Source organism: Nocardioides sp. NBC_00368 (genome assembly GCF_036090055.1).
In the GTDB taxonomy this organism is placed as follows: domain Bacteria; phylum Actinomycetota; class Actinomycetes; order Propionibacteriales; family Nocardioidaceae; genus Nocardioides.
In genome coordinates, this window is record NZ_CP107970.1 from 671252 (window position 1) to 691754 (window position 20503).

Here is a 20503-nt window from a genome sequence, read left to right on the forward strand (position 1 = left end):
CTCGTGCTCACAGCTCGTACTCGTCCTCGTTGTAGGGCCCGTTTCCGTGCTCGGCGTCGGGCCGAGGGCCGTCGTGTACACCGGACGCGCTTGTCAGATTCGTCGGCGCTGGCTCGGCGAGCACTGTGGTCGACCTGTAGGCCACGGCGGGCCCGGGGTTGCGTTCGGGGTCGCGTTCGGGGCGTCGGTCGACAGCCACGGCCAAGGGCGAGCGGTTGTTGGAGCCGCGGGCCCGGGCTGCGGCGTCGTGGTCGGCGATCGTGTCGAGCTTGAGAACGTCGGTCGCGATGGACGGTTGCAGGGACCTGAGTCGGACGAGGTCGTCGATGCTGTTGACCTTTCCCGCCCTGGCTCGGGCTGTGCTCAGCTGTCGTTGGGTGCGGGTGGCGTGGGAGCAGAACCTCTCGTTCCAGGTGCCGTCGAAGACGTTCTCGGCTCGTTCGGCGGCCTTGATGAGCGTGGACAGGTCGCCGCCGTAGGCCTGGCGGTCCATCAGGGAGCTGCCGGGGATCTCATCCTCCTCGAGGTTGCGCATGGTCCCGGTCTCATCAGCCAGCGCGGTCGCGACCCGGTCGACATAGGTGGGATTGAGCGCGACGTTGAACCCGTCGGTCGAGGTGTAGAAGTCGACGAACTGGCGCTTCCACTGCTCGGCGCTGGCCTGAACCGGTTCGCCGGCATCGTCACGGACCACCTTCCATCGGCCGCTGTCCTCGCTGCGCTCCATGAGCCGTCCACGCCACAGGTCCCGCCCGGTCCCGAGGAGGGTGGTGTACTTGTGGCGCGCCTCGGAGGCGTCGTGCTTGGCCTGCAGGATCGACTGGGTGACCGGGTAGGTGAGCTCCAGGACCGCCTTCAGGTCGTTGTTGCGCAGCGCGCGCACGGCCCGCTGGGAGAACATGCCGGCCACACCGGTACCGAAGGACTTCACCGCGGTCGAGTACATCGAATCTCGCTGGTCGGCCGTGGTGATTCCCGGAGCTGCAAGGTCTGTGCGGACACCTACCGCCGCCCCGGTTGCAGCTCCTGTTACAGCTCCGGTCGCAGCTCCTCTCGCCGGCCCGGTCGGGTTGCCGGTCGGGTTGCCGGTCGGGGAGCCGGTGGCGGGGGCGGAGCTGTAGCCGAGGTAGCGGGCGTAGTCGGCGAGCTTGCGCTCGCTGCCCTTGGCGCCGGTGGTGACGCAGACCTCGCGTACGGAGTCGACATGTGCTGTGGCGTCGGTGAAGGACAGGGCGTGCCCGAACTGACTGCGCTGGACGCCGCGGTAGTGGTCGCTGAGCTGTTCGACGATATCGAGGGCGGAGACGGTCACGTCCTCGCCGGGTTCGGGGTTGAAGTGGACACGGTTGGCCTCTCGCATGAACCCGTTCTCGAACTCGTCGGCGGCCTCAGTGTCGTAGTGGTGACCGACCTTGGTGTCGAGGGAGTTGTGCATCGCCAACGGGTGCAGGCCGGTGGTGGGGTCGCGTCGGCCGAGGTCGAGCAGGTTGGCGTGCGTGCTGAGTCGTTCCCATGCCTCCGTGACCGCCGCGGCGCTGTGGAGCCTGACCACGGCGACCGAGTCGCCGTCGAAGTCGCCGTCGAAGCCCGCGTCGATGACGGGATTGATGGCGATCCCGACCAGCCGCTCATCGATCGCCACGCGTAGGTAGCGCACGCCGGCATCGCGCAGCACCGGATCGCGCCAGATGAGGGCGTGGTCGCCCTCGCGCAGCCCGAGAGTCTGGGCCATCCGCGGGCCGATCGCGACCTGGTCGATGTCCAGGCGTGGGTCGGAAGTCCACACGGCGGTGGCTGAGTCCGGGAGCCGGGAGGCCATCAGGCCCTCCTTGAAGATGTTTCTCTTCCCGGAGAAGACGCGGGCGGACAGGTCGTTGGTGATCGAGGTGAACTTCTGCTGGGCCTTGGCCCGGCACTTGGCCATGTCGGTCTCGAGGGCATCGAGCCGGCTCGCGCTCAGCTGCGGGTCATCGAGCTGGTTGCGCAGATGCCGGTAGCGGCAAGCCTCCTCGAACAGGTCGAGGTAGCGGCTGGTGTAGTCGTGGGTGCTGGAGGTGCCGTCCTCGAAGTCCTGGCCCGAGCGCAGGTGCGAGCTCATGATCGGCAGCCGGTAGGACAGATGCCCAAACTCGCCGACCCCCGCGCCCGCACGGGTCCCCGTGCCAGCGCCAGCGCCAGCGCCGGTGCCGGTGCCGGTGCGGGTGCCGGGGACGTGCTGGATCTCGGTCTCCTGGCCGGTGGGGTAGGTGAGAGGGAAGGGGATCTCCAAGTAGCCGCCCCTATCGCCGATGAGCTCTCCGAAGCCACGACGCATCGCCGAGGTGTTGAGGGTGTCCCTCGAAGTCAAGATCAGCTCGGGCATCTCGAAGACACGCCGATCGGGCCGAGAGCTGACCGCCCCGAGAACCTGTGCCTGCTCCGCAGGTTGCCCGGAAGGTTGCCCGGAAGGTTGCTCGGATGGGTCGTCGATGGTGCGCCGGCCGATCACGCGCAGGGTGCCCGTGGCGTCCATGTCGAGGCCGACGGTGAGCAGGAGCTCGCGGAAGCTGGCCTCGGCGGCGCCGTTGTGGCCGTAGAACTCGCGCAGGACGGCTTCGCAGCCTTGGGACCCGAGGGCCCAGGCGAGCTGGGAGCTGGCGCGCCGGCCTCGGCCGGCTTGGGTGGCCTCCTCGTCGTACACCTTGGTCTTCTCATCGACCGCCATGTGCGTGACGATGAACCGCATCGGCGCGATCGCACCAGCGGTGAGTACGTTGCCGTGGGGGTCTTTAAGGTCGGCCTTGGCTGAGTCGTGCTGGTCGATGAGCTCACGGGCGGCTCCGGCGTTGCGCCTGGAGATGAGACTGAACGGGCTCATCACTACGTCCATCTCGGGGTTGGCCGCGAACGCTGCGACCTCGGAGGAGATGTCTTGGGCGGCGGCCTCGGCAGCGTCCATGTCCGGGTCGACGATGAGGGAGACCACGCCCTTGTTGCCGTGCAGGTCGGAGAGCTTGTCGCCGGGCATGAGCGCGCGCAGGTGGCCGTCGGAGCCACGGATCGGGTTGGATTCGGCGAAGGCTGTGCTGACCACGATCGGGTCATCGGCGGTCCAGCCGCCGAAGGTCATCATCGCGACCCCGGTGGGTTCGGTGACCTTGGCGGACTGCATCAGGGTGGTCGCGGTCATCTGCTGGCGGTCGAAGGGGTCGAAGCGGACCGAGTCGAGCTCATGCATGGCCATCAGCGGTGCCCGGCTGTCGGGGCCGCCAGGGGTGATGGTGCCGTCGTCGTTGACCACCGCGTCGGCGGTGAGGTAGCGGATGAGGCCCTGGTTGGTGGATCCGCCGGTCATGACCGGGTCGAAGTAGCCGGCCGGTGCCGGGTTCCCGTCCGCGTCGGTCCCGGACAAGACCGCCATGTTGCGCCCGCCGGTGAGCCGCCAGGCGTCGAAGTGGTTGTCGTCAGCAGGGTCTTCATCCTCGAACATCGCGTGGTACTCGGCATAGACCGTGGAGCCCTCGCGGATCGCGTTGGGGTAGCGCACCCTGCGTGCCTCGGTAGCCACGGTTGCCTCGACCCACGGATCCAGGCCAGGCGACCCCATCGCGCGTTCCTCCACGCCACTCGGGCCTGTGGTGGCGGGCTGAGTCCTGGCGCGTTCGAGGTAGTCGATCGGGTGTTTGGTGCCGTAGAGCTTGGAGTAGAGCGGGTTGAGCGAGGCGCCCTCTCCGACTTCGCTGCGCCCTGAGACCATGTCTGCGCTGATCTGATACTCGATCTGGTCGGTCAGGACCTGCTCGTACCCGCGTAGTCGGGTGCGCTCCTCGACCGAACGACTCTCACCGGGGGCCGGCGCGGTAATCCGGGCCTCGTAGCCGGGCACGATCAGCGCGTTCTGGCCCGAGATGAATCGGGTCAGGATCTCGCCATGGTCACCGGGGGAGAAGACCTGGCCGATCTCGCCGCTCACCGCGGTCGTGGTGCCGGTCCGGGCTAGCTTGTCGGCCCGCCAGGCGATCACCCCTTGGTCGTCGATCTTGAGGCTGGTCAGGTGTGCGCCGTGCCGGTTGACCGCGTCGCGCACCACGGTCCCGATCCGGGCCAGGAACGCGTCGGGATGGGCGGGGTCGAGGTCGATGGCGGTGTCGGGGTCGAACCGGATGAGCCGGTCACGCATCCTCGTGCTGTTGAACCCGGTCCCGAGCAGCTCCTCGGGGCCGACCTCGAGCTTGCGCAGGGCAGCGGCCAGGGAGTCCATGTTGCCCCATTGGCCGGCCTCGGAGGTCATGTACTTGGCGACGCGGGCCGGGTCGAAGCGCTTCTCCACGAACTCGCTGCCGAACTCGCCCTCGACCTCGCGGTAGACCGGGTCGAAGGTCCCGATCAGCTCCTCGAGGACGTCGTCGGCGTGGTCGCGGATCTTCTCGGCCTCGGTGCCGAGGTAGACCGCGGTGCCGACCTCGCCATCGGAGGCCAGGTAGTCCTCAGGGCTCGCCCCTGGCCGCAGGAGGCTCTCCCTCTCCCCGGTCAGCACATCCCAGTAGGCACGCTGGATGGCGGCGATCTCGGGCTCGACGGAGTAGGCTGGCACCGGCCACTGGGCAGGATCGATCTGGCTGAGGTGATTGCCAGCGGCCGTGGTCTCCTCGAGGAATCTCTCCCAGGTTCCGATCAGGCCTTCGACGTCGAGGGCGGCTTCGACGTTGCTCCGGGCGCTGCGTACCGCCTCGTCCAGGTACTCGCTGGCCTTCTCGGTGTTGGAGAAGTACCAGCCCAGGCCGCGGTTCTTCGCGTTGCGGCGGATCGTGACCTTCGCGCCGTCGGGGATCTGGCCGCCGGTCTCGTAGTCTTTGACGACATAGGTGGACTCTCGGCCGCTGTGGTAGCTGTCTTGGTACTCACGCGGGCGCCAGCCACGGGTGCGTTTGTCCCAGGTCGGCTCGGTGTGGGTGGCGGGCTCGCCGATCATCAGCTCCGGACGGTCGCCGCGGGGCACCGGCTTGCCCTGTGCGAACCGGAGCAGGTCGACCGCCTCGCTGGGAGTGGGGACGTAGCCGGCCGACTTGTTCTCCACGTTCGCGCTGCCGGTGCCGCCTTGTCTGCTGCCGTTTCGGTTGCTGGTTCCCCGATAGTTGGTGGAGTAGGACACTTCGATCCCGTTGTCGTAGATGCGGGCGCCGGCGAAGCGCTGGTTCTCACAGGTCTCGGTGAGCCGGATGTCGATACCGGTCGCGGTGATCTTGGCCTTGATCTGGCCCGGGTTGAGATCGCGCAGGACCTGGTAGCCGACCCCTTGGCGCTGCAGCTCCTCGAGCACGGCGACCGACCGTGCCACCGCGGCCGGACCCATGAACCTGGTGGGGTCGATCTCACCGGTGCGGGGGTCGCGCCCGCCTTCGATGACCCAGTCCCGAACCTGCTGATACTCGCGTTGGCTCATCTTGTCCATGAGGACCGACAGACCGCAGGCATCCTCGTGGGTCATCGCGGACCCGGTCCGCTCCCGCGTCCGGCCACTGATCCGCCACATCTGCAGCTCACCCAACGCGTTGGAGTGGATCTCGCCGAGGGCACCACCGCAGGCACGCTCGATCGCGGAGGCATGCAGATAGCTCAGTGCGGTCCCGCCACGCCGCATGGTCGCGCGATGGGCCCACAGCGGGTCATAGGGACTGATCGGCACTACCGGCGACTTCCAAGCAGCCTGTTTCGCGATCCCGGTCATCTGCAAGTAGTCCCGCCAGATCCGCTGGCACTCGACGTCGGCGGGGGTGTGGTCGCCGAACTGGGCGGTGTAGCCCGGCACCGAGGCCGCCATCTCCTCATCGACGATCCGCAGATACGGAACCTGCTGCCCTTCTTGCTCCTGCTGGCCCGGCTGTCCGTCCTGCCGTTGTTCTGAGGCTTGGGAATGGGCCTCGCCCTCGGTCATCCGGCGCAGGATCGAGGCGTTGATGGCGCGGGCCTGGGAGATCGGGATCCGCTGACCGCTCTCGCGTCGTGCCCGGTGGACTGTCTGGTGGAAGAGGTACTCGCGGAAGTAGCCCTGGTAGGCGGCGTCGGTCCTCATGTGGTCTCTTCCTCCAGATGGAGAGCAGTGTGATAATCACAGGGTAAGCATGAGTGCTGTGATTTTGCCAGAGAATGGCGAGATGAATGATCGTTAGGGTCCTTTGCATCACTTCCCGCGGGTTGATTTCATGATGACTGCGAGTTCGGGGGAGGCGCTCTGTCGGCACGGTCGCTTCTGGGCTCGCATCGCGATCGGGTCGTTCGCGGCGGACGCTGTTTGCAGCGATGTGGCGTCAGCTGTTGTTGCGGATCTCGACGGCCATGGCGCGGTCGAACCGGCCGCTGGCAAGGTGTTCCCAGGTGGGCAATGAGGCGAGGTAGGTGTAGAGGTCGGGGTGGATCTCGATGGTGCTCATGGTGTTGAGGTCTCCGAAACCGATCCGGCCGGGCCCCTCGCTCCCGCCGGTCCCGTCGGTCTCTGTCTCGGCGTAGACGCGGGTCCCGGGATCGCTGCCGGCGCGGTGGAGTTTGTCGAGGGCGGTGCGCAGCGCGTCGGATCGGATGGTGGTGATGTAGGTGTGGGTGCCGTCGGCGCTGCGTAGCTCTCCGTCGCCGCCGAGGCTGAAGTGGTCGGTGTCGCGTTCCAGGTCGACGATGCAGCGGCGGTAGGCCTCGGCGATCTCCTTGGCCAATGCGCCGGTCTTGGCGGTGCCGTCGGGATGGATCAGCATGTCGGGGGAGATGAGGCCCTCGGCGTAGAGCGGTCGGGCCATCTGGGCCTGGCGGGCGGCTCGTTCGGCGACTTCGGTGGCCACGGCGATGTTGTCCACGAAGGCGTCCGGGTCGCTGCACATCCTGGCGGCGAAGTCGTCGGCGTCGAGGATGGTTGCCTCGGAGACCTCGTGGTGGGTCTCCTCGGCGGTCATCGATCCGATGATCTCCATGACCTCGTCGGCGTAGACGTCGGGGTCGAGGCGCTCGATGTCGAAGCTGGTGTAGCCATGTGCGCTGCTGTAGAGCAGTTTGGCGTCGCCGGCGCAGACGGCTTGAGCCAGGCGTTTGTCGAGCATTGCGATGAAGTTGGGCTGGTTGCGGCGTACGTCGAAGTCGAGGGCCGTGGACAGTGTTGGGATGGTCTGCAGGGAGTAGTCGTGGCCCGGGTGGACGATCTTGTTGCCGCCGAGCTTCCACATCATCGGCAGGATGGTCTCGTTGCGGTTCCACACCGGGGCGTCCCCGGCTCGGAAGACGACGGAGTTGTTAGGTGGGATGAAGGCCATGTCGTTGTAGGAGATGACGGGCTCCTCGACGGTCTCCATGGTGTAAATGACCCGGCCGTCGGTCTTGTGGATGACCTGGTCGAGGTTCTGGGTGACCTGCTTGGACTTGCGGTAGGTCCGGTGCCGCTTGCCGGACATCTTCTCCAGGGTCTCGATCATGGTGTCGTCGGTGGACTTGAGGAAGACGATGTTGGAGGTGTTGCCCTGGACGATCTTGTCCACCGACTCCCCGTAGACATCACGCAGCTGTTGCAGTGTCTGCAGGATCAGGGTGAATTGCTGCTCCTGGCCCAGGCCGATCGAGAGCATCGTCTCGAACCCGGCGATGCCATGGCCTTCGGACTGCAGGTTGCCGAGCTCGTCGAGCATGAACCGGGTCCGGTACAGCGGTTTCTGTGAGGTCTTGGTCATGTAGGACTTGTCGAAGTTGAGGTCGACCAGCTGCTTGACCAGGATCAAGATCAGCTTGGCGTACTTCATCAGGTGCGGCGGGGTGACCAAGAAGACGGCCTTGGGTGCCTCGGAGTAGCGCACCATCGTCTGGGTGATCGCACGCGAGCGCGTGGTGACCTTCTCCGGGTTGCGCATGTTCACCAACCTGGTGTGCGGATAGAGGGTGTCGCCCGGCTCATAGCCGGAGCCGGAAACCTCGCTGGTCTCGGCAGCCCCAATGGTCCGATCGCTCTCGCCGACGTCGCCGTCCCTGCTCGTCGCGCTGGTCTGGTTCGCGCTGCTCGCGCCTTCGGGGTTGTTGCGCCGGTTGTGTCGTTCGGGGATCAGTTCGCGCAGGACGCCGTTCTTGACGATCTTCTTGCCGGTGACGGGCTCGAGGACGTAGTGGCGGCCGTTGAGTGAGGTCTGGTAGCCCTTCTTGAAGTGGAAGCGGAAGGTGCGTACCAGCATCCCGGTCGCTGGGTTGACCAGCTCGAGCTTCAGCCAGGCCTGCTCGGCGGGGAAGATGCCCTTGAAGTAGTACCGGGCCCAGCCCTCGCGCGAGACGATGTCGGAGTGCTCGAAGTCCGCACCGAGGTCCCGGGTGAACTCCGGGTCGGCGTAGGCGCGCCACAGCGCCTGCTGGCCGATGAGGTGGTTGCGCTTGAGGAAGTCGGCCGCGAACCGGACACCCAGCCGCCGAGGGAAGCTCAGCCCGCCCAGGTCGGCGTTTTGTGAGGGGGTCCCGGAGGTGAGGGTGGAGATGGTCGGATCGGTGAAGAACGACATGGCAGTGATCGCAATCCCGTAGACCGAGGCGAGCATCTTCTCCGCACCGGCCATGGCCCGCAGGGCGTTGTTGGCGTTCGCGATCAGAGTGCGCATCGTGTTGGTCGGCAACGCCTCGGTGGCGTTGAAGAAGAGCGTGAGCATGTCCTGCTCGCCCTTGCCCTCCCACAGGAACTCCTGGCGCTCCGCCACCGCCCGGGCCTCGTCGATGGCCTCCTGATTCACGCCACCAGGGGCACCGGTCCCGACACCGCCCTCGGAACCAATCGCGCCCTCAGGTGTGCGGTGGTCGTATTCGCCGGCCTTGATGCGGCGTTCCAGGTCGGCGATGGGGGACTTGAGCTTCTTCGAGGTCAGCTGCACGAAGAGCTGGTAGCAGTTGTAGAGGGTGACCTTGCCCCACATGTCGTCGAGGTTGGCCTCGAGTGTCTCGGGGTCCATCCCGGTGGCAGCAGCGTGCTCGCGCATCTCGCGCTCTTCTTCGAGGTAGAAGTCGATGAGCCCGTAGGCGGCGCGCTTGAAGGCGTTGTTGGCGGCGTTGGGCCACACCGGGTCCTCGGCGCCGTCGAGGGGGAAAAAGACGTCGGCGATGTTCTCCACGTACAGGGCGCACTTGGCCGAGTCGCCCTCGCGGGCGGCCTCCGCGGCCATCCCGAGCGGGTTGTAGATGTCGGTCTTCATCGCGTTGATGAGGTTGAACTGAACGACCTCATACCCCCGTCGGGAGAACGGGACGTAGTTCTTGACCAAGAGCTCGCCCTTGGGGTCGTTGATCACCATGTTCGATGGCTTCTTCTCCCGCGACCACATGTCGAGCATCGGCTCGATGTAGGTCTGACCCTTTCCCGCGCGGGTGATGGCCAGCACCATCGTGTTCACCGGGGAGGTGTCGACGATGTAGGCACCAGCGGGTCGCTGGACCTCGTAGCAGGGAAGGGACCAGTCCTTGTTGATCAGGTCGCAGACGCGGTCATAGCCGCCGAGCTTGTTACGGTCGGCGTTCTTGGGGTTGTACGGGATCTTGGTGGTGTCATAGCGCTTGCGCAGGCGCTTGTCCTGCGGGAGACCGGAGGCGTCGAAGAGGTCGGTGCCGAAGGCCTCATCGATCATCGGCGCGCTCGCCAGGATCGGCTCACCCTCGGCGTCGGTGAGCATCTCACCCCTGTGGGCGATCAGGTCGCCGTCCTCGTCGCGGATATCACCGGACGCGTGGCGTGCCAGCCGGGTGCGGTCCAGGCCCTTGTTGAGGAGCATGGCGTGGCTGATCATCGAGCTGACCTGGATCGAGGAGTGTGCACCTGCGTCGGGGAACCAGTCGAACTGGCGCTGGACCTCCTCGGGCAGTGCGATGTGCTGGTCGTTGTGGTGCTGGTTGATGTCGGTGGTGTCGTTCATCAGGTTCTCGGAGTCGACCCGACGCGACAGCCACGACCCCAGGGACAGACCGGCGAGACCACCGGCCCCGAGACTCGTGAGCAGCTTGAACCCGCTCACCGAGACCAGCCCACGCCGCACCGCGCCCTCCCCGCCGTCACCGCGACCGCCCGGGGAGCTTCGATCACCCCCGCTACCGTGGCCGTTGCCCTTGTCGGTCGGCGTCTCCTGCTGTTGGGCCCGGTACCAGGCAGGCACCGGGACCTGGGTCCGGGAGCGGTAGCACTTGGTGCCGACGGGGCGACCGTCCTGGTCGACGGGCCGATAGCAGATCTGGGGGACCCCACCCTCACCGCTGCGAGTGGCGCTCACGTAGTAGGTCGACCGGGGCGAACCCTGACCTGTGCGGTTCTGGGTACCCATGTCCTCGAGCTCGTCGCTGAGGGCGCCGAGGGCCGTGGCGAGCAGGGAGTAGGCGATCCATGCGATCAGGAACGCGATCACACCGATGGCGACGGCAACGATCATGCGTGGGGTCTTGGCCCTGGTGGCGGCGATCTTGCCGCGGTCGAGCTGCTGTCCTTCGTAGACGTCGCGGTGGGCGAGGGTCTGGTCGGTCTCCTGGGCAGAGACCTTGTCCCAGCTGGTCGCCTTCGGTCGTGCGGCCCTGCGCTTGCTGCCCATCGTGGATATCCCTCCTGCGTGCGTGGGGCCTGAGCAATCGAGTCAAGGGAGGCGACACGAGCCAGGCGTACGTGATGAGGTGGCCGGGACTCGGGCGCTTCAGCGGGGCACCTCGCCTGGCCTGCGGTGAAGCCGCCGGGGGAGTGGAGGGCGACCCGCCTGAGCGCTCCGGCAGCTTCAGCTGACGACGAGAGCGACGCCGAAGACCGCGCCGAGGAGGAAGGCCGCCAGTGCCATGGCGACGATCAGCACGGTCATGACCTTGTTGGATCGCGACTGGATCTTTCCGGCGCGCTCCAGCTCTGTGGCGTAGGACTCCTTGTCGGCTTGAAGCTCGGCCTCGCGTCGCTGCAGCCGGGACTCGGAGTCGGCCTTCAGCGCGTTCAGCTCGTTGATGAGATGACCGCTGCGGCTGATCTCGGCTGCCGCCTTCGCGGTCTCCAGCTCCACGCGACCCCGCCACTCGGCGGTCAGAGCCTCCGCTCGGGCGCTCGCCTCGCGCCGCGCCGCCTCCAGACGCTCCTCCAGCTGCCGGACGTGGTCGGCATGAGTCGCCTCGAGCCGGTTCAGCCTCTGAGCGTGTTCGGCCTCGAGCGTGCTGATCGTGTCCCTACGCTCCAGATCCTCGGCCAGACTCTGGGCCCGGCTGATGTCGGCCTTACGGTTCTCATCGACGATCCGCAAGATCTCCTGGCTCCACTGCGCCAGCAGCTCCTCCTCGGCGGCCAGTTGCTTGGTCTGCTCGTCACCGATCACGGCGAGCACCCTGGTCCGGCCGACCTCGACCTTCACCTGGGCGTCGCGCCTGCGGAGCTCGCGGATCCGTATCTGAGCCTGGGTGTGGGCGTCCTCGTCGAGCCTGGCCAGGTTCGTGCCGGCCTCGAGGAGCTGACGCTCCAGGCGTCCGCGTTGCTTGTCGCGGAAGAGGCCCTCGGCGTGGCGGGCCGCTCGATCAGCGACCGCTTGGACCTCGGTCTCGAAGTCGGCACGGATCTTGTCGTGGACCTCCCGCACCCGGTCGGCGGACGAGTCCAGTGCGGCTTCACGCTCGGCTTGTGCCCTGTGGCTGAGCTTCTCGTAGGTCGAGCCCTCGCCTGAGGTGGACACCGCGGAGCTGACCCACTCCAGGTGCTGGCTCATCAGCTTCACATACAGGCTCCGCAGCTCTAGGCGATGAGTCTCGCGGCGATGGGCCAGCGCGGCGTTGGCCTGGCGAACCGCCTGAGCCACCTGTTCCCCGAGCCACCCGGTCAGGCCCTCGGGTGTCCCGATCTGAGTGCCAGGTGGGGTTAGGTCGAAGATCGCGTTGAACTCCTCCAACCCGATCTTGAGGTCGAGGTCGTCGCTGAGGAACCGTCGTGCGATCGCGACCTGGACCTGCTGCTCATCCACGAGCGCCTCCGGATCCCCGCCGTTCTCCTCGGCGCTCTCCTCTTCGGCGTCATCGTCACTGTCCTCGTCGAAGCCCGCCTCGCCGCCGTCGTGTGTGCTGGCATCGGGCCTGGCTTCGATGTGCCCGGCGTCAGATGAGAAGACCGGCCGTTCCTCATCGAAATCGGCCCCGGAGTCCGAGCCGGAGTCCGAGCCGAGGTCCTCGTCGGGGTCTGCTTCGTTGGGGCTCTCGTGGAGGACTCCGTTGAACTCCTCGGTGTCCGGGCCGACCCAATCGGCTCCGGCGTCCCCGCCGGGTCGGTGGGGCGCGGTGCTGTTGCCGCCGTTGTCGACCCAGGCCTGGGCGCCGACGGCTGCCTCGAGGCTGAGCGTGCCTGCCTCGACCTGCTCGGCCTGGGTGAAGGTGGCCCCACCCGCGATGTTGATGATGATCTGGTGCGGGTCGGTCGGATCTGTACGCAGGACCGCCCAGGCATAGGTGGCGCCAGTGAGGAGAGAGAACTCGCCCATCCGCTCCAAAGTCTGCGGAGTCGGGATGATCCCGAAGATCTCCTCGGCCAGCATCTCCGCGGTGGCGACGGTCTGGATCTGATCGGAGTCGATCAACTCGATGATCGAGCCCTTGGCCTCGTCGCGGCCGTGCTGGCGTGAGAGGCCACCGATCGCGTCCGACTTGAGCAGGAGACACGCCCAGGAGCTGCCGTTGGGGAAGACGAAGCGCTGGTTGCAGCGCAACAGCTCAACCGCAGCGGGGACGGTCGTCTCGCGCACTACCGAGGACAGCAGCCGCTCAGGCTTCCTCGGCCTCGCCTTCTGTTTCGAGCCGCTGAACAGTGCCATCGGACCCATTCCCCTGTCTTGAGGTGATCTGTCACGAGCCGGGACCGAACAACCGCCAACAACCTTTGATGACGACGATTCGGTCTCGTTACCAATAAGACACGATGATAACGCCCGAATCATCTTTAAATGGTCGCGTGAATGATCTTTGTTGGTTGGTCGTCTCGGGTGAGTCCTGGCCACGGTCGCTGGCGAGCCGCGGCCGCGCAGGGTCCTCGGAGTCGGCAAGGTCTCGATTCCGTTAGTCCTGGTAGTCGGCCGGTGGCGAGGCGAGGACGCTTCACCGTGTCGGCCCACCTCGCGGCTCGGCCAGGGTGTCGGCTGTCCACGTGCGTGGTGCCATGGCGCCGGGTCGCCAGCAAACTAACCTGGTGCGAGATGGAGCCGATCGACCACGCCGCCAGTTCGCGCCGTCCGGACGTCGCGCACGACCTGGCGGCCCTGTGCGAGTCCTTCGGCCTGGGTGAGGTCTGGTCGTGTCGTTTCCTGCCCTCTGGCCTGATGAACGACAACTGGCGGGTTGAGACCGTCGCGGGAGTCTTCGCGTTGAAGCGGCTGCGCGACGTGGCGCCCTCCGTTGCCCGGCGCAACCTCGCGGTGCTCTCCGAACTGGCCGATGGGGCCACTCCGGCCAGGCCCCCGTGGCTCACCTCCGGTGGAGAGACCGTGGCAGAGGTCGACGGGCGCTCCTACTGCCTGATCCCATGGATCGAAGGTGACCACCTGCCAGGGACAGCGCTCAGTGAGGGCCAGGCCGCCGACCTCGGTGTTGCATTGAGCGTTATCCACCGCCAGTTGAACAGCAAGCGCCTCGCACCTCTCCTACCGCCCGCATCCCTGCCGATGGCCCCTCCGGTGACGACCGGTGCCGCGGCCCGTGCTGAAGCGGACCGACTCCTGGCCCGGATCGCCTCCCTTGAGCACCCGAGGGCCTTCGACACCGATGCAGTCAGGGTCCTGCACGAGCGCAAAAGGTTGCTGGACACCTGCGACGGTGAGCGCCCCGGAAGCGCGATCGCGGCCGGTCCGATCGGCTGGACCCACGGCGATCTGCAACAGTGCAACGTCCTGTGGCGCGATGCCACGGTGGTCGGTGTGATCGACTGGGACCGCATCCGCATCCGACCGCTCGGGGAGGAGGTCGCCCGCACCGCCACCGTGCAGTTCGCGAGCGACGACGGCGCGCTCGACCTGGCGCGGACCGCGAAGTTCGTCGCGGGCTACCGCTCGGTCGTGCCGATCTCGGTGCCAGCTCTGGCCGACGCAGTCGAGCGGTTGTGGTGGAAACGCGTGTCGGACTACTGGCACCTCGTCTTCCACTACGACCGCAACGACCCCTCCTGTGACCACCTCTTCCTTCCCGCCGAACGGCTCCTGCATTGGTGGACCACCCGACGCACGCAGGTGCAGGCCGCATTCGCGACGATGCCGTGAACCCCTGTGACCACGAACGGCACGGGGCGCCGGCACTATGACGCTGTGTCGCCGGGGGAGCGCCCGGCAGGTCCGGCGGCGCGTCGTCCGGGGCGACCGGGCGTCCGTGGCGACCGGGCGTCCGTGGGTTGCCCGCGGCGACGCTGGGCGAAACGGGTGCGGTAGACGGGGCTGCTGTCATCGGGCTGCTCGTCATCGGCTCGGGGAGACGACGATGTGGGCGTCACCGTGCAGTAGCGTCTTGTGGTCTGAGGCGAGTTCGCCTTCGACGTCGACTCGGATCATCCGCTGTGTCGGGTGGGTGTTGATGAAGGCGGCCACCGCGGTGGTGACCTCGTCGTTCATCCTTGCCACCGCGGTGCGGGCGCCTCCTGCATCTGAGTCGGTATCGCCCTTGTCCTCGACCAGGTACTGCAGCACCTTCGTGGAGATGTCGAGGCGCACGTTGTGTTTCGTCATCACCTCGCGCCGCAGCGCTTGCAGCTTGTGGGAGATGATCGTGTTCTGGGTGGCCCGTGAGAGCGGCTGGAACGGGACGATCCCGTCGATGCGGCCGAGGAGCTCGGGCGGGAACCGGTTCTCCGCGGCGGTTGTCGAGAGTGAATGCCTGATCAGCTTCTCGTACTTGTGCAGCCGCTGGCCGGATCCGGTGTCGTCGGCTTCGTACTGGGCGATGGTGGAGTAGATCTCCGAGCCAGCGTTCGTGGTCAACACGATGTAGGTGTTGAGGAAGGAGACCTCGCGGTTGTTCTCGTCGCTGAGGCGAGCGTCGTCGAGGACCTGGAGCAGCACACGGGTGACCAGCGCGGACGCCTTTTCGATCTCGTCGAAGAGTAGGACCGCGTGCGGGCGGTCCCAGACCTTGCGGGTGAGCTCGGAGCGGAACAGGGTGAGGGTGTCGTCGGAGGCGAACTCGGTCATGTCGAACCGGATCAGGTGACGCTGGTCATCGCCGAACAGGATCCGTGCCAGCTGCTTGACGGTCTCGGTCTTGCCCACGCCGGTGCTGCCGCTGAACAGCAGCGAGGTCATCGGCCGGCTGGGGTCGTTGAGGTCGGCCACGCACAGCTGCAGCCGGCGCGCGATCACCGAGGTGGCCAGGTCCTGGCTGAACACGGTCGCGTCGAGCTGGGACTTGATCGAGACGGCCTCGACGTCGAAGGCGACGTTGACCCCGGTCGACTCCCGCAGCACCTCGGCCAGCAGTGACTTGTCCAGCGCCCGGTTGGTCTCGCGGTGCCAGCCCACCATGGCATCGAGCACGAGGATCGACTTGCGGGGCTGGGAGGAGGCGGGCACGTAGCGCTCGGTGTAGTCGTGGATCAGTCGAAAGATGTGGTCGTCGCGGAACTGGGCGGCCACACCGTAGTGCTCGGCCATGCCCGACAGGATCCGAACGCAGGTGGCCTGGTCGGGTGGGGAGAGGTTGATCCGCTGCAGCCGTTCGACCAGGGCCTGGTTGGGGGAGAGGTGGTGGTGGAAGTCGTCGTAGGTGGTCGCTGCGATGATGCGGATACCGCGGGTCCCGGAGCCGGCCAGCACGGACTTGATGGCCTCGACCGCGGCGGGGGAGAGCTGGACGATCTGGTGGAACTCGTCGACGAACAGCACCAGCTCGCGGCCCTCGTCGCCGACGTAGGCCTCCGCCTCGTCGAAGAACCCCTTGAGCAGGGCCGCCATCTTCGCCGCCGTGCCCGCCTCGGCGATCATCCGGGCCGGGTCGACCTCCAGGTAGAGGCGGCTCGGGTCGGCAACCATCAGACCCTGGACGAGCGTGGTCTTGCCCGAGCCCGGCTCACCCAACAGCAGCGCGTTGCACAGCTCCGGGCGCCGCATCGCGGCCAACAGCTGCGAGGTCTCGTGCTCACGCCCCACCACCGCACGCCGCGCAGACCGCAACGGACCCGCCAGCCGACCGAGCAACGGATAGCCCGCGTTGAGACGCCCTGCGGAGGGCACCATCAGATCGCCCCCTGTATCTGGCGGCCGTCGGGCATCGTCTGCCGTCAGAATGAGAACCACTCCTCGTCTCGCGCACCCTGCTCGCGTGCGGCCTCCTGGCGTGCCTCCGGCGGGCGCACCTCGTGCTGGCGTACGTCGTGCTCGCCATGTCGGAGCAGCTGCGAGGCGGCGTGGGGATAGATGAGCTGGCCCAGTGCGACCGGGTCATCGCGCCGAGCGCCGAGTTGGACCTCGCTCCCGGACCGGGGCTCGCGCTGGGTCTCGGGGTGGGTCCGGAGCTGCCTACCGGGTGCCTCGATCCTCATGCCGGTGGAGTCACGTCTGGCTGCTCGCTCGATCGCGCCCTGCATGGCGAGGTCCTGCTCGGGCCAGGTCTGCTCGCTGAGTGCGTAGTCCGAGGCGGTCGCGGTGGCCAGCATCGGGACGAGCTCGCCGTGCCGGGTCCCGGACAGCAGGTCAGCCTTGAAGGCCATGATCTCGGTGGACTCCTCGGTCCCGAGGACACGGTTGTGGCCATCGGTCCGGCCGGCGGCCCGGAGTCTCTCGATGCCTGTGACCGTGTAGGGGATCGTGTTGCCGCGACGCTCGCGTGGGCCACCTACCGGGCTCAGGCATCGCTGGCCCCGCCCTCGCGGGTCGCGGGCATCGACCTGTATCTCGACGTGCCGCACCCACGCCCCGCTCTCGTACCCGGGTGGCGGGGCTGTCAGATGCCTCAGACCGTCTTCGCCGCGGGCATCGCGTGGCTGATAGAGATGCGTGGTCCTGACCAGCAGGTTCACCCCGGTTCGCTCGTTCCCATTGAGTCGCACCATCGCCCTCACCTGACCCCTCCTGCAGGCGGCCAACCGGGTAACGGGGTCGCCGCTCGCGTCAAAACGGGGCGAACCAGGGGTGGAGTGATGTCCCGCGCCCTGGTCCGCCGATGCATCTGATCTGGGTATCGGATCTGGACAGCCGACGCGGCGATCGCCACCGCCGTGGTTGGCTGCCTTGAAACCTGCGTCTCGAGTCTCCTCAGACCTGCGGCTCGAGCTCGGCCGCGTTGGCCTGCGCCAATGCGGCAGACTGTGCCGCCGGCTCGGCCGGCGAGGAGACCTCGGCCTGAGCCGCCACCTCGGCCTCGTTCGTTGCGGCGGCCCGGGCCTGCTTGGCGGTCTTCATGGCGGCGAACTGGTGGTCGAGCGTGTCCTGGTCGACCTTGAAGTCCGACTGGGCCAGCGTCTGGGTGTTGATGAGCAGACCCTTGCCGGTGCCGGCGGGCATCAGGTCGGCCTTGATGCCATAGGCGGTCCCGATGGGCTCGCCGGCCTTGTTGGTAATCGGCTCGCTATTGGGGCCGGCGGTGGCCTTGATCGCCTCGAACTGGGAGGCCCGGTAGGGGGCTCCGTTGTTATAGCGGGTGACACCGTCCTTCTCGACCCGGTCGGAGACCAGGTGAAGGTTGGTCTGGTCGGCACCGCGCCGGTCGCGGGCGTCGACCTGGACGTCGAAGTACTGCGTCCGACCGTCCTTGGTGGCGTTGTTCTCGTGCGTGACAGCGATGAGGTTCACGCCGTGGAACGCGCCCTCCCCCTTGAGTGAAACCATGATCTTCCCCTCTGCTCTATCCTGACCGGTTTCCTTACCGATTCAGACGTGATCATGAATGGCCTTCGACAAGTGGTCGAATGACTTCGATCATAAGTAGGTCATGTGAAAATCACAACGACTTACCAAAATCATGCAGAATCACACTGAATGGAGGAGGGTCTGAGGTGGTTGCCAGGGAGCGTGCTCAGTCCGTCTCGTAGGTCGCGACATCTTCGGCCGCCCCACCCGCGGCCGCGGGGTCTGTCCCGGTCTCGCCTCGGACGATGTCTTCGATGCGTCGCTGTAGCCGTACGGCAAGGTCACTGTCCAGGCTGGAGGCCGCCGACCTCGGGGCCTGCCCACCGGGCAGCGCCTGCAGCTCGGCCAGACGTGACCGCAGGACATGAACCGTCTCACCGTCGTGAACTGTCTCGCCGGCGTGGTCTTCGAGCTCCGCGGTGGTGCGGACCATGGCGGCGACGTCGTCGACCGGGAGATCCGCGATGACCTCGCGCTGTCTGGTGCGTTCCAGGTACTCCATGGCGGCGATCAGGTGTCGGCGCCGTTCATCGGTGACGGCGAGGAACGTGTCGCGTGCCGTGTCTCCGACCTCGACGTCGCTGGTGAAGTCGTAGCCGAGATGGTGCAGATCGATTCCCTTGACGTCATCGAAGTCGTACCGAGCCCCTGGCTCGATCTCAAGCGTGAGCCCGCGTTCATCACTCGCATCGCCCTCATGGCCATCATGATCCGATACGCCTGCCTCGCCGGGTTCGGATCCGTCTTCTTGGACGGTTGGCCCGCCGGGCATGCTGGTTTCGGCTCCTCGAGGAGCGGCCCTGGTGATTCGGAGCACGAGACCGGCGTCGGCCAGGTTCTCGCGCAGCTCCTCGAGGCGGTCGTCATAGACCCCTGCCATGGTCCTGATCCGTTCGTCCAGGACGGCCCGGCCGCCCGAACCCTGGGTGAGCAGACGGCCTCCGGCCTGGTCGTAGATCTGCCGGCCCAGGCGCTCGGCCTCATCGGCATCCTTCATCCGCTGCAGGGAGGCATCCCCGCGCATCGCCCGCAGGGCGAGCAGCCGCTGACCGTACTCGGCGAGCGCCTGCTGCTGCTCGTAGAAGCCGCTCGGATCGGACGCGACCGGGAGGAAGTGGGTGTACTTGGCAATGCATCGTGCGTGCCAGTCGGCCTCGTAGCGGTAGAAGTCGTACAGCGGCACCGAGTCAGCCGCGGCCGCGCCGGCCACGTCGGCCTTCTCCCACTCACGGGCCAGGGCACGGTAGGTGCGGTGCCAGTCGCGGTGATGCTCAAGCCGCGAGGAGTAGCTGCGGAGGCGAAACCCGAAGGAGACCAGATCGTCCTCGCGCGGCAGTCCCGCGCCGGCCCCAGGCTCGGTGATGCCGCCGCCACCGTCGTCGACCGCGGCGGCGGGGGTGGTCAGGTTGGTCTCGGGGTGCCCCGGTGCGCGCGCTGCGGTGGCGGTCTCGGCCCCGGTGCTCTGTGCTCCGGTGCTCTGTGCCCCAGTGTTCTGAGTCAGGGAGGCCAGGTGCTGGTAGTCCATCCCCATCACCTCGAGCATCGGGGTGCGGATCCGGAACTCGTCGGGCGGTAGTGCGCGCAGGAGCCCGTAGACCCCGTTGATAGCGCGCTCCAGCACTTGGTTGCGACCCTGGTCCAGGAGGCGTCGCCATTCGCGAACGCTCAACCGATCGGTCTCGCGGCGTTGGTCGGCGTAGCCGCGGATCGTCTCCATCGCCGCCGGCATCGGGGAGCCCGGGCCTTCCAGCTGCTCCAGGACGAGCTCGCGCACGAGCCGGTCCGCCTTGCGCATCTCGATCCGCCGGCTGCCGGCCCGCCACAAGGATCGGTCGGCGGGCAGGCAGGCGAGCAGGAGCTGGGGGAGTGCCTCGGTCCGCATCATCTGGTGTGCCCAGCGTTTGATGAAGGTGGTCACGTTGCGGCGCTCGTACCCGACCGCGGAGGAGAGTCGAGCCACCGTCTGTTTCTCGTCCAGCCAGGCATCGATGCCTCGCCTGAGTCGGGAGAAGTGGCCCGAGTCGAGCTTGCCTCGCTGGGTGCCGTCGCCGGCGAGCCGACCACGCCCGGCGTCGACCATCGCGAGATGACAGTGGACCTGCTTGGTGTCGACCTGGATCACCCCGACGTAGCGCAGGTCGTCGAAGCCGCCGGAGCCGCGTGCGCCCTGGGCCATCCGCTTCAGGCCGTGCATGATCGCCAGCCTCAGCTTCATTTGGTCGATATGGCCGCGATAGTCGCCCCGGTGCTCGCAATGGAAGTCCTCCTCGATGATCCCGTGTCGGCGCAGGTAGTCCTCCTCGAAGCTGATCACCGTCTTGAGCACGGTGTGCCCGGCGTCGAACCAGGCCTGGATGTCCTTGCTGGCCGCCCGCAGACTCTCATCCGAGAGCGAGGCCGCCCCGTACCCGAACGCGACACCGCCGCGGCCCTGCGCCGCGCGCATCTCGTCCTTGACCGCGCCCCTGGTGAACGCGCGCTCGACCGCGGACTCGCGTGCCATGTACCGCATGATGAAGTCATCGGTGCGGTAGCGCTGCACAGGCGCGAGCGACTCCACCGCCAGCCCCCGTGCCATGTACCGCTCCACGTAGGCGCCCGGAGAGCTCCCGCGGCTGCCCTCCCCGGTGATCGGCGACTTGATCGTGTACTCACTGACCACCACGACCGACCGCTTCAAGTCCACCGCTACTCACCGCACCGAGGCCGTC

At 67.1% G+C, this 20503-nt stretch carries 8 protein-coding genes; 1 reads left to right on the forward strand and 7 read right to left on the reverse strand.

Features of this window, described 5'->3' with window-relative positions:
* Positions 1-7 precede the first annotated feature (7 nt).
* The 3 genes from OG984_RS03105 to OG984_RS03115 all read right to left on the reverse strand — a co-directional run bounded on the left by OG984_RS03105 (position 8) and on the right by OG984_RS03115 (position 12785).
* Positions 8-6052, reverse strand: coding sequence for a hypothetical protein (locus OG984_RS03105; RefSeq protein ID WP_328530189.1), 6045 nt, complete (start codon positions 6050-6052; stop codon positions 8-10).
* A gap of 235 nt (positions 6053-6287) precedes the next feature.
* The gene (locus OG984_RS03110) at positions 6288-10553 is read right to left on the reverse strand and encodes a type IV secretory system conjugative DNA transfer family protein (RefSeq protein ID WP_328530190.1); all 4266 of its coding nucleotides are present in this window, start codon (positions 10551-10553) and stop codon (positions 6288-6290) included.
* A 177-nt stretch (positions 10554-10730) separates the two neighbouring features.
* On the reverse strand, positions 10731-12785 hold the full coding sequence (locus tag OG984_RS03115) for a hypothetical protein (protein ID WP_328530191.1): 2055 nt from the start codon (positions 12783-12785) through the stop codon (positions 10731-10733).
* A gap of 378 nt (positions 12786-13163) precedes the next feature.
* On the opposite strand from OG984_RS03115, the gene OG984_RS03120 reads away from it, so the two are divergent.
* The gene (locus tag OG984_RS03120; RefSeq protein ID WP_328530192.1) at positions 13164-14219 is read left to right on the forward strand and encodes a phosphotransferase; all 1056 of its coding nucleotides are present in this window, start codon (positions 13164-13166) and stop codon (positions 14217-14219) included.
* Between the two features lie 192 nt (positions 14220-14411).
* On the opposite strand, the gene OG984_RS03125 is transcribed toward OG984_RS03120, so the two are convergent.
* The 4 genes from OG984_RS03125 to mobL form a co-directional block, all read right to left on the reverse strand.
* Positions 14412-16181 carry an AAA family ATPase gene (locus tag OG984_RS03125; RefSeq protein ID WP_328530193.1) on the reverse strand — a complete coding sequence of 590 codons (1770 nt, stop codon included), beginning with the start codon at positions 16179-16181 and terminating at the stop codon, positions 14412-14414.
* A 44-nt stretch (positions 16182-16225) separates the two neighbouring features.
* Positions 16226-16654 carry a hypothetical protein gene (locus OG984_RS03130; RefSeq protein ID WP_328530194.1) on the reverse strand — a complete coding sequence of 143 codons (429 nt, stop codon included), beginning with the start codon at positions 16652-16654 and terminating at the stop codon, positions 16226-16228.
* A gap of 544 nt (positions 16655-17198) precedes the next feature.
* Positions 17199-17771 carry a hypothetical protein gene (locus OG984_RS03135; protein ID WP_328530195.1) on the reverse strand — a complete coding sequence of 191 codons (573 nt, stop codon included), beginning with the start codon at positions 17769-17771 and terminating at the stop codon, positions 17199-17201.
* Positions 17772-17958: 187 nt separating this feature from the next.
* Positions 17959-20478: a relaxase MobL gene (gene mobL, locus OG984_RS03140; RefSeq protein ID WP_328530196.1), complete on the reverse strand. Its 2520-nt coding sequence runs from the start codon at positions 20476-20478 to the stop codon at positions 17959-17961.
* Positions 20479-20503 lie beyond the last annotated feature (25 nt).

Coding starts and splice junctions, on each gene's coding strand:
- OG984_RS03105 (WP_328530189.1), bottom strand. CDS start 6,052: ATGAGGACCGACGCCGCCTACCAGGGCTACTTCCGCGAGTACCTCTTC.
- OG984_RS03110 (WP_328530190.1), bottom strand. CDS start 10,553: ATGGGCAGCAAGCGCAGGGCCGCACGACCGAAGGCGACCAGCTGGGAC.
- OG984_RS03115 (WP_328530191.1), bottom strand. CDS start 12,785: ATGGCACTGTTCAGCGGCTCGAAACAGAAGGCGAGGCCGAGGAAGCCT.
- OG984_RS03120 (WP_328530192.1), top strand. CDS start 13,164: ATGGAGCCGATCGACCACGCCGCCAGTTCGCGCCGTCCGGACGTCGCG.
- OG984_RS03125 (WP_328530193.1), bottom strand. CDS start 16,181: ATGGTGCCCTCCGCAGGGCGTCTCAACGCGGGCTATCCGTTGCTCGGT.
- OG984_RS03130 (WP_328530194.1), bottom strand. CDS start 16,654: ATGGCCTTCAAGGCTGACCTGCTGTCCGGGACCCGGCACGGCGAGCTC.
- OG984_RS03135 (WP_328530195.1), bottom strand. CDS start 17,771: ATGGTTTCACTCAAGGGGGAGGGCGCGTTCCACGGCGTGAACCTCATC.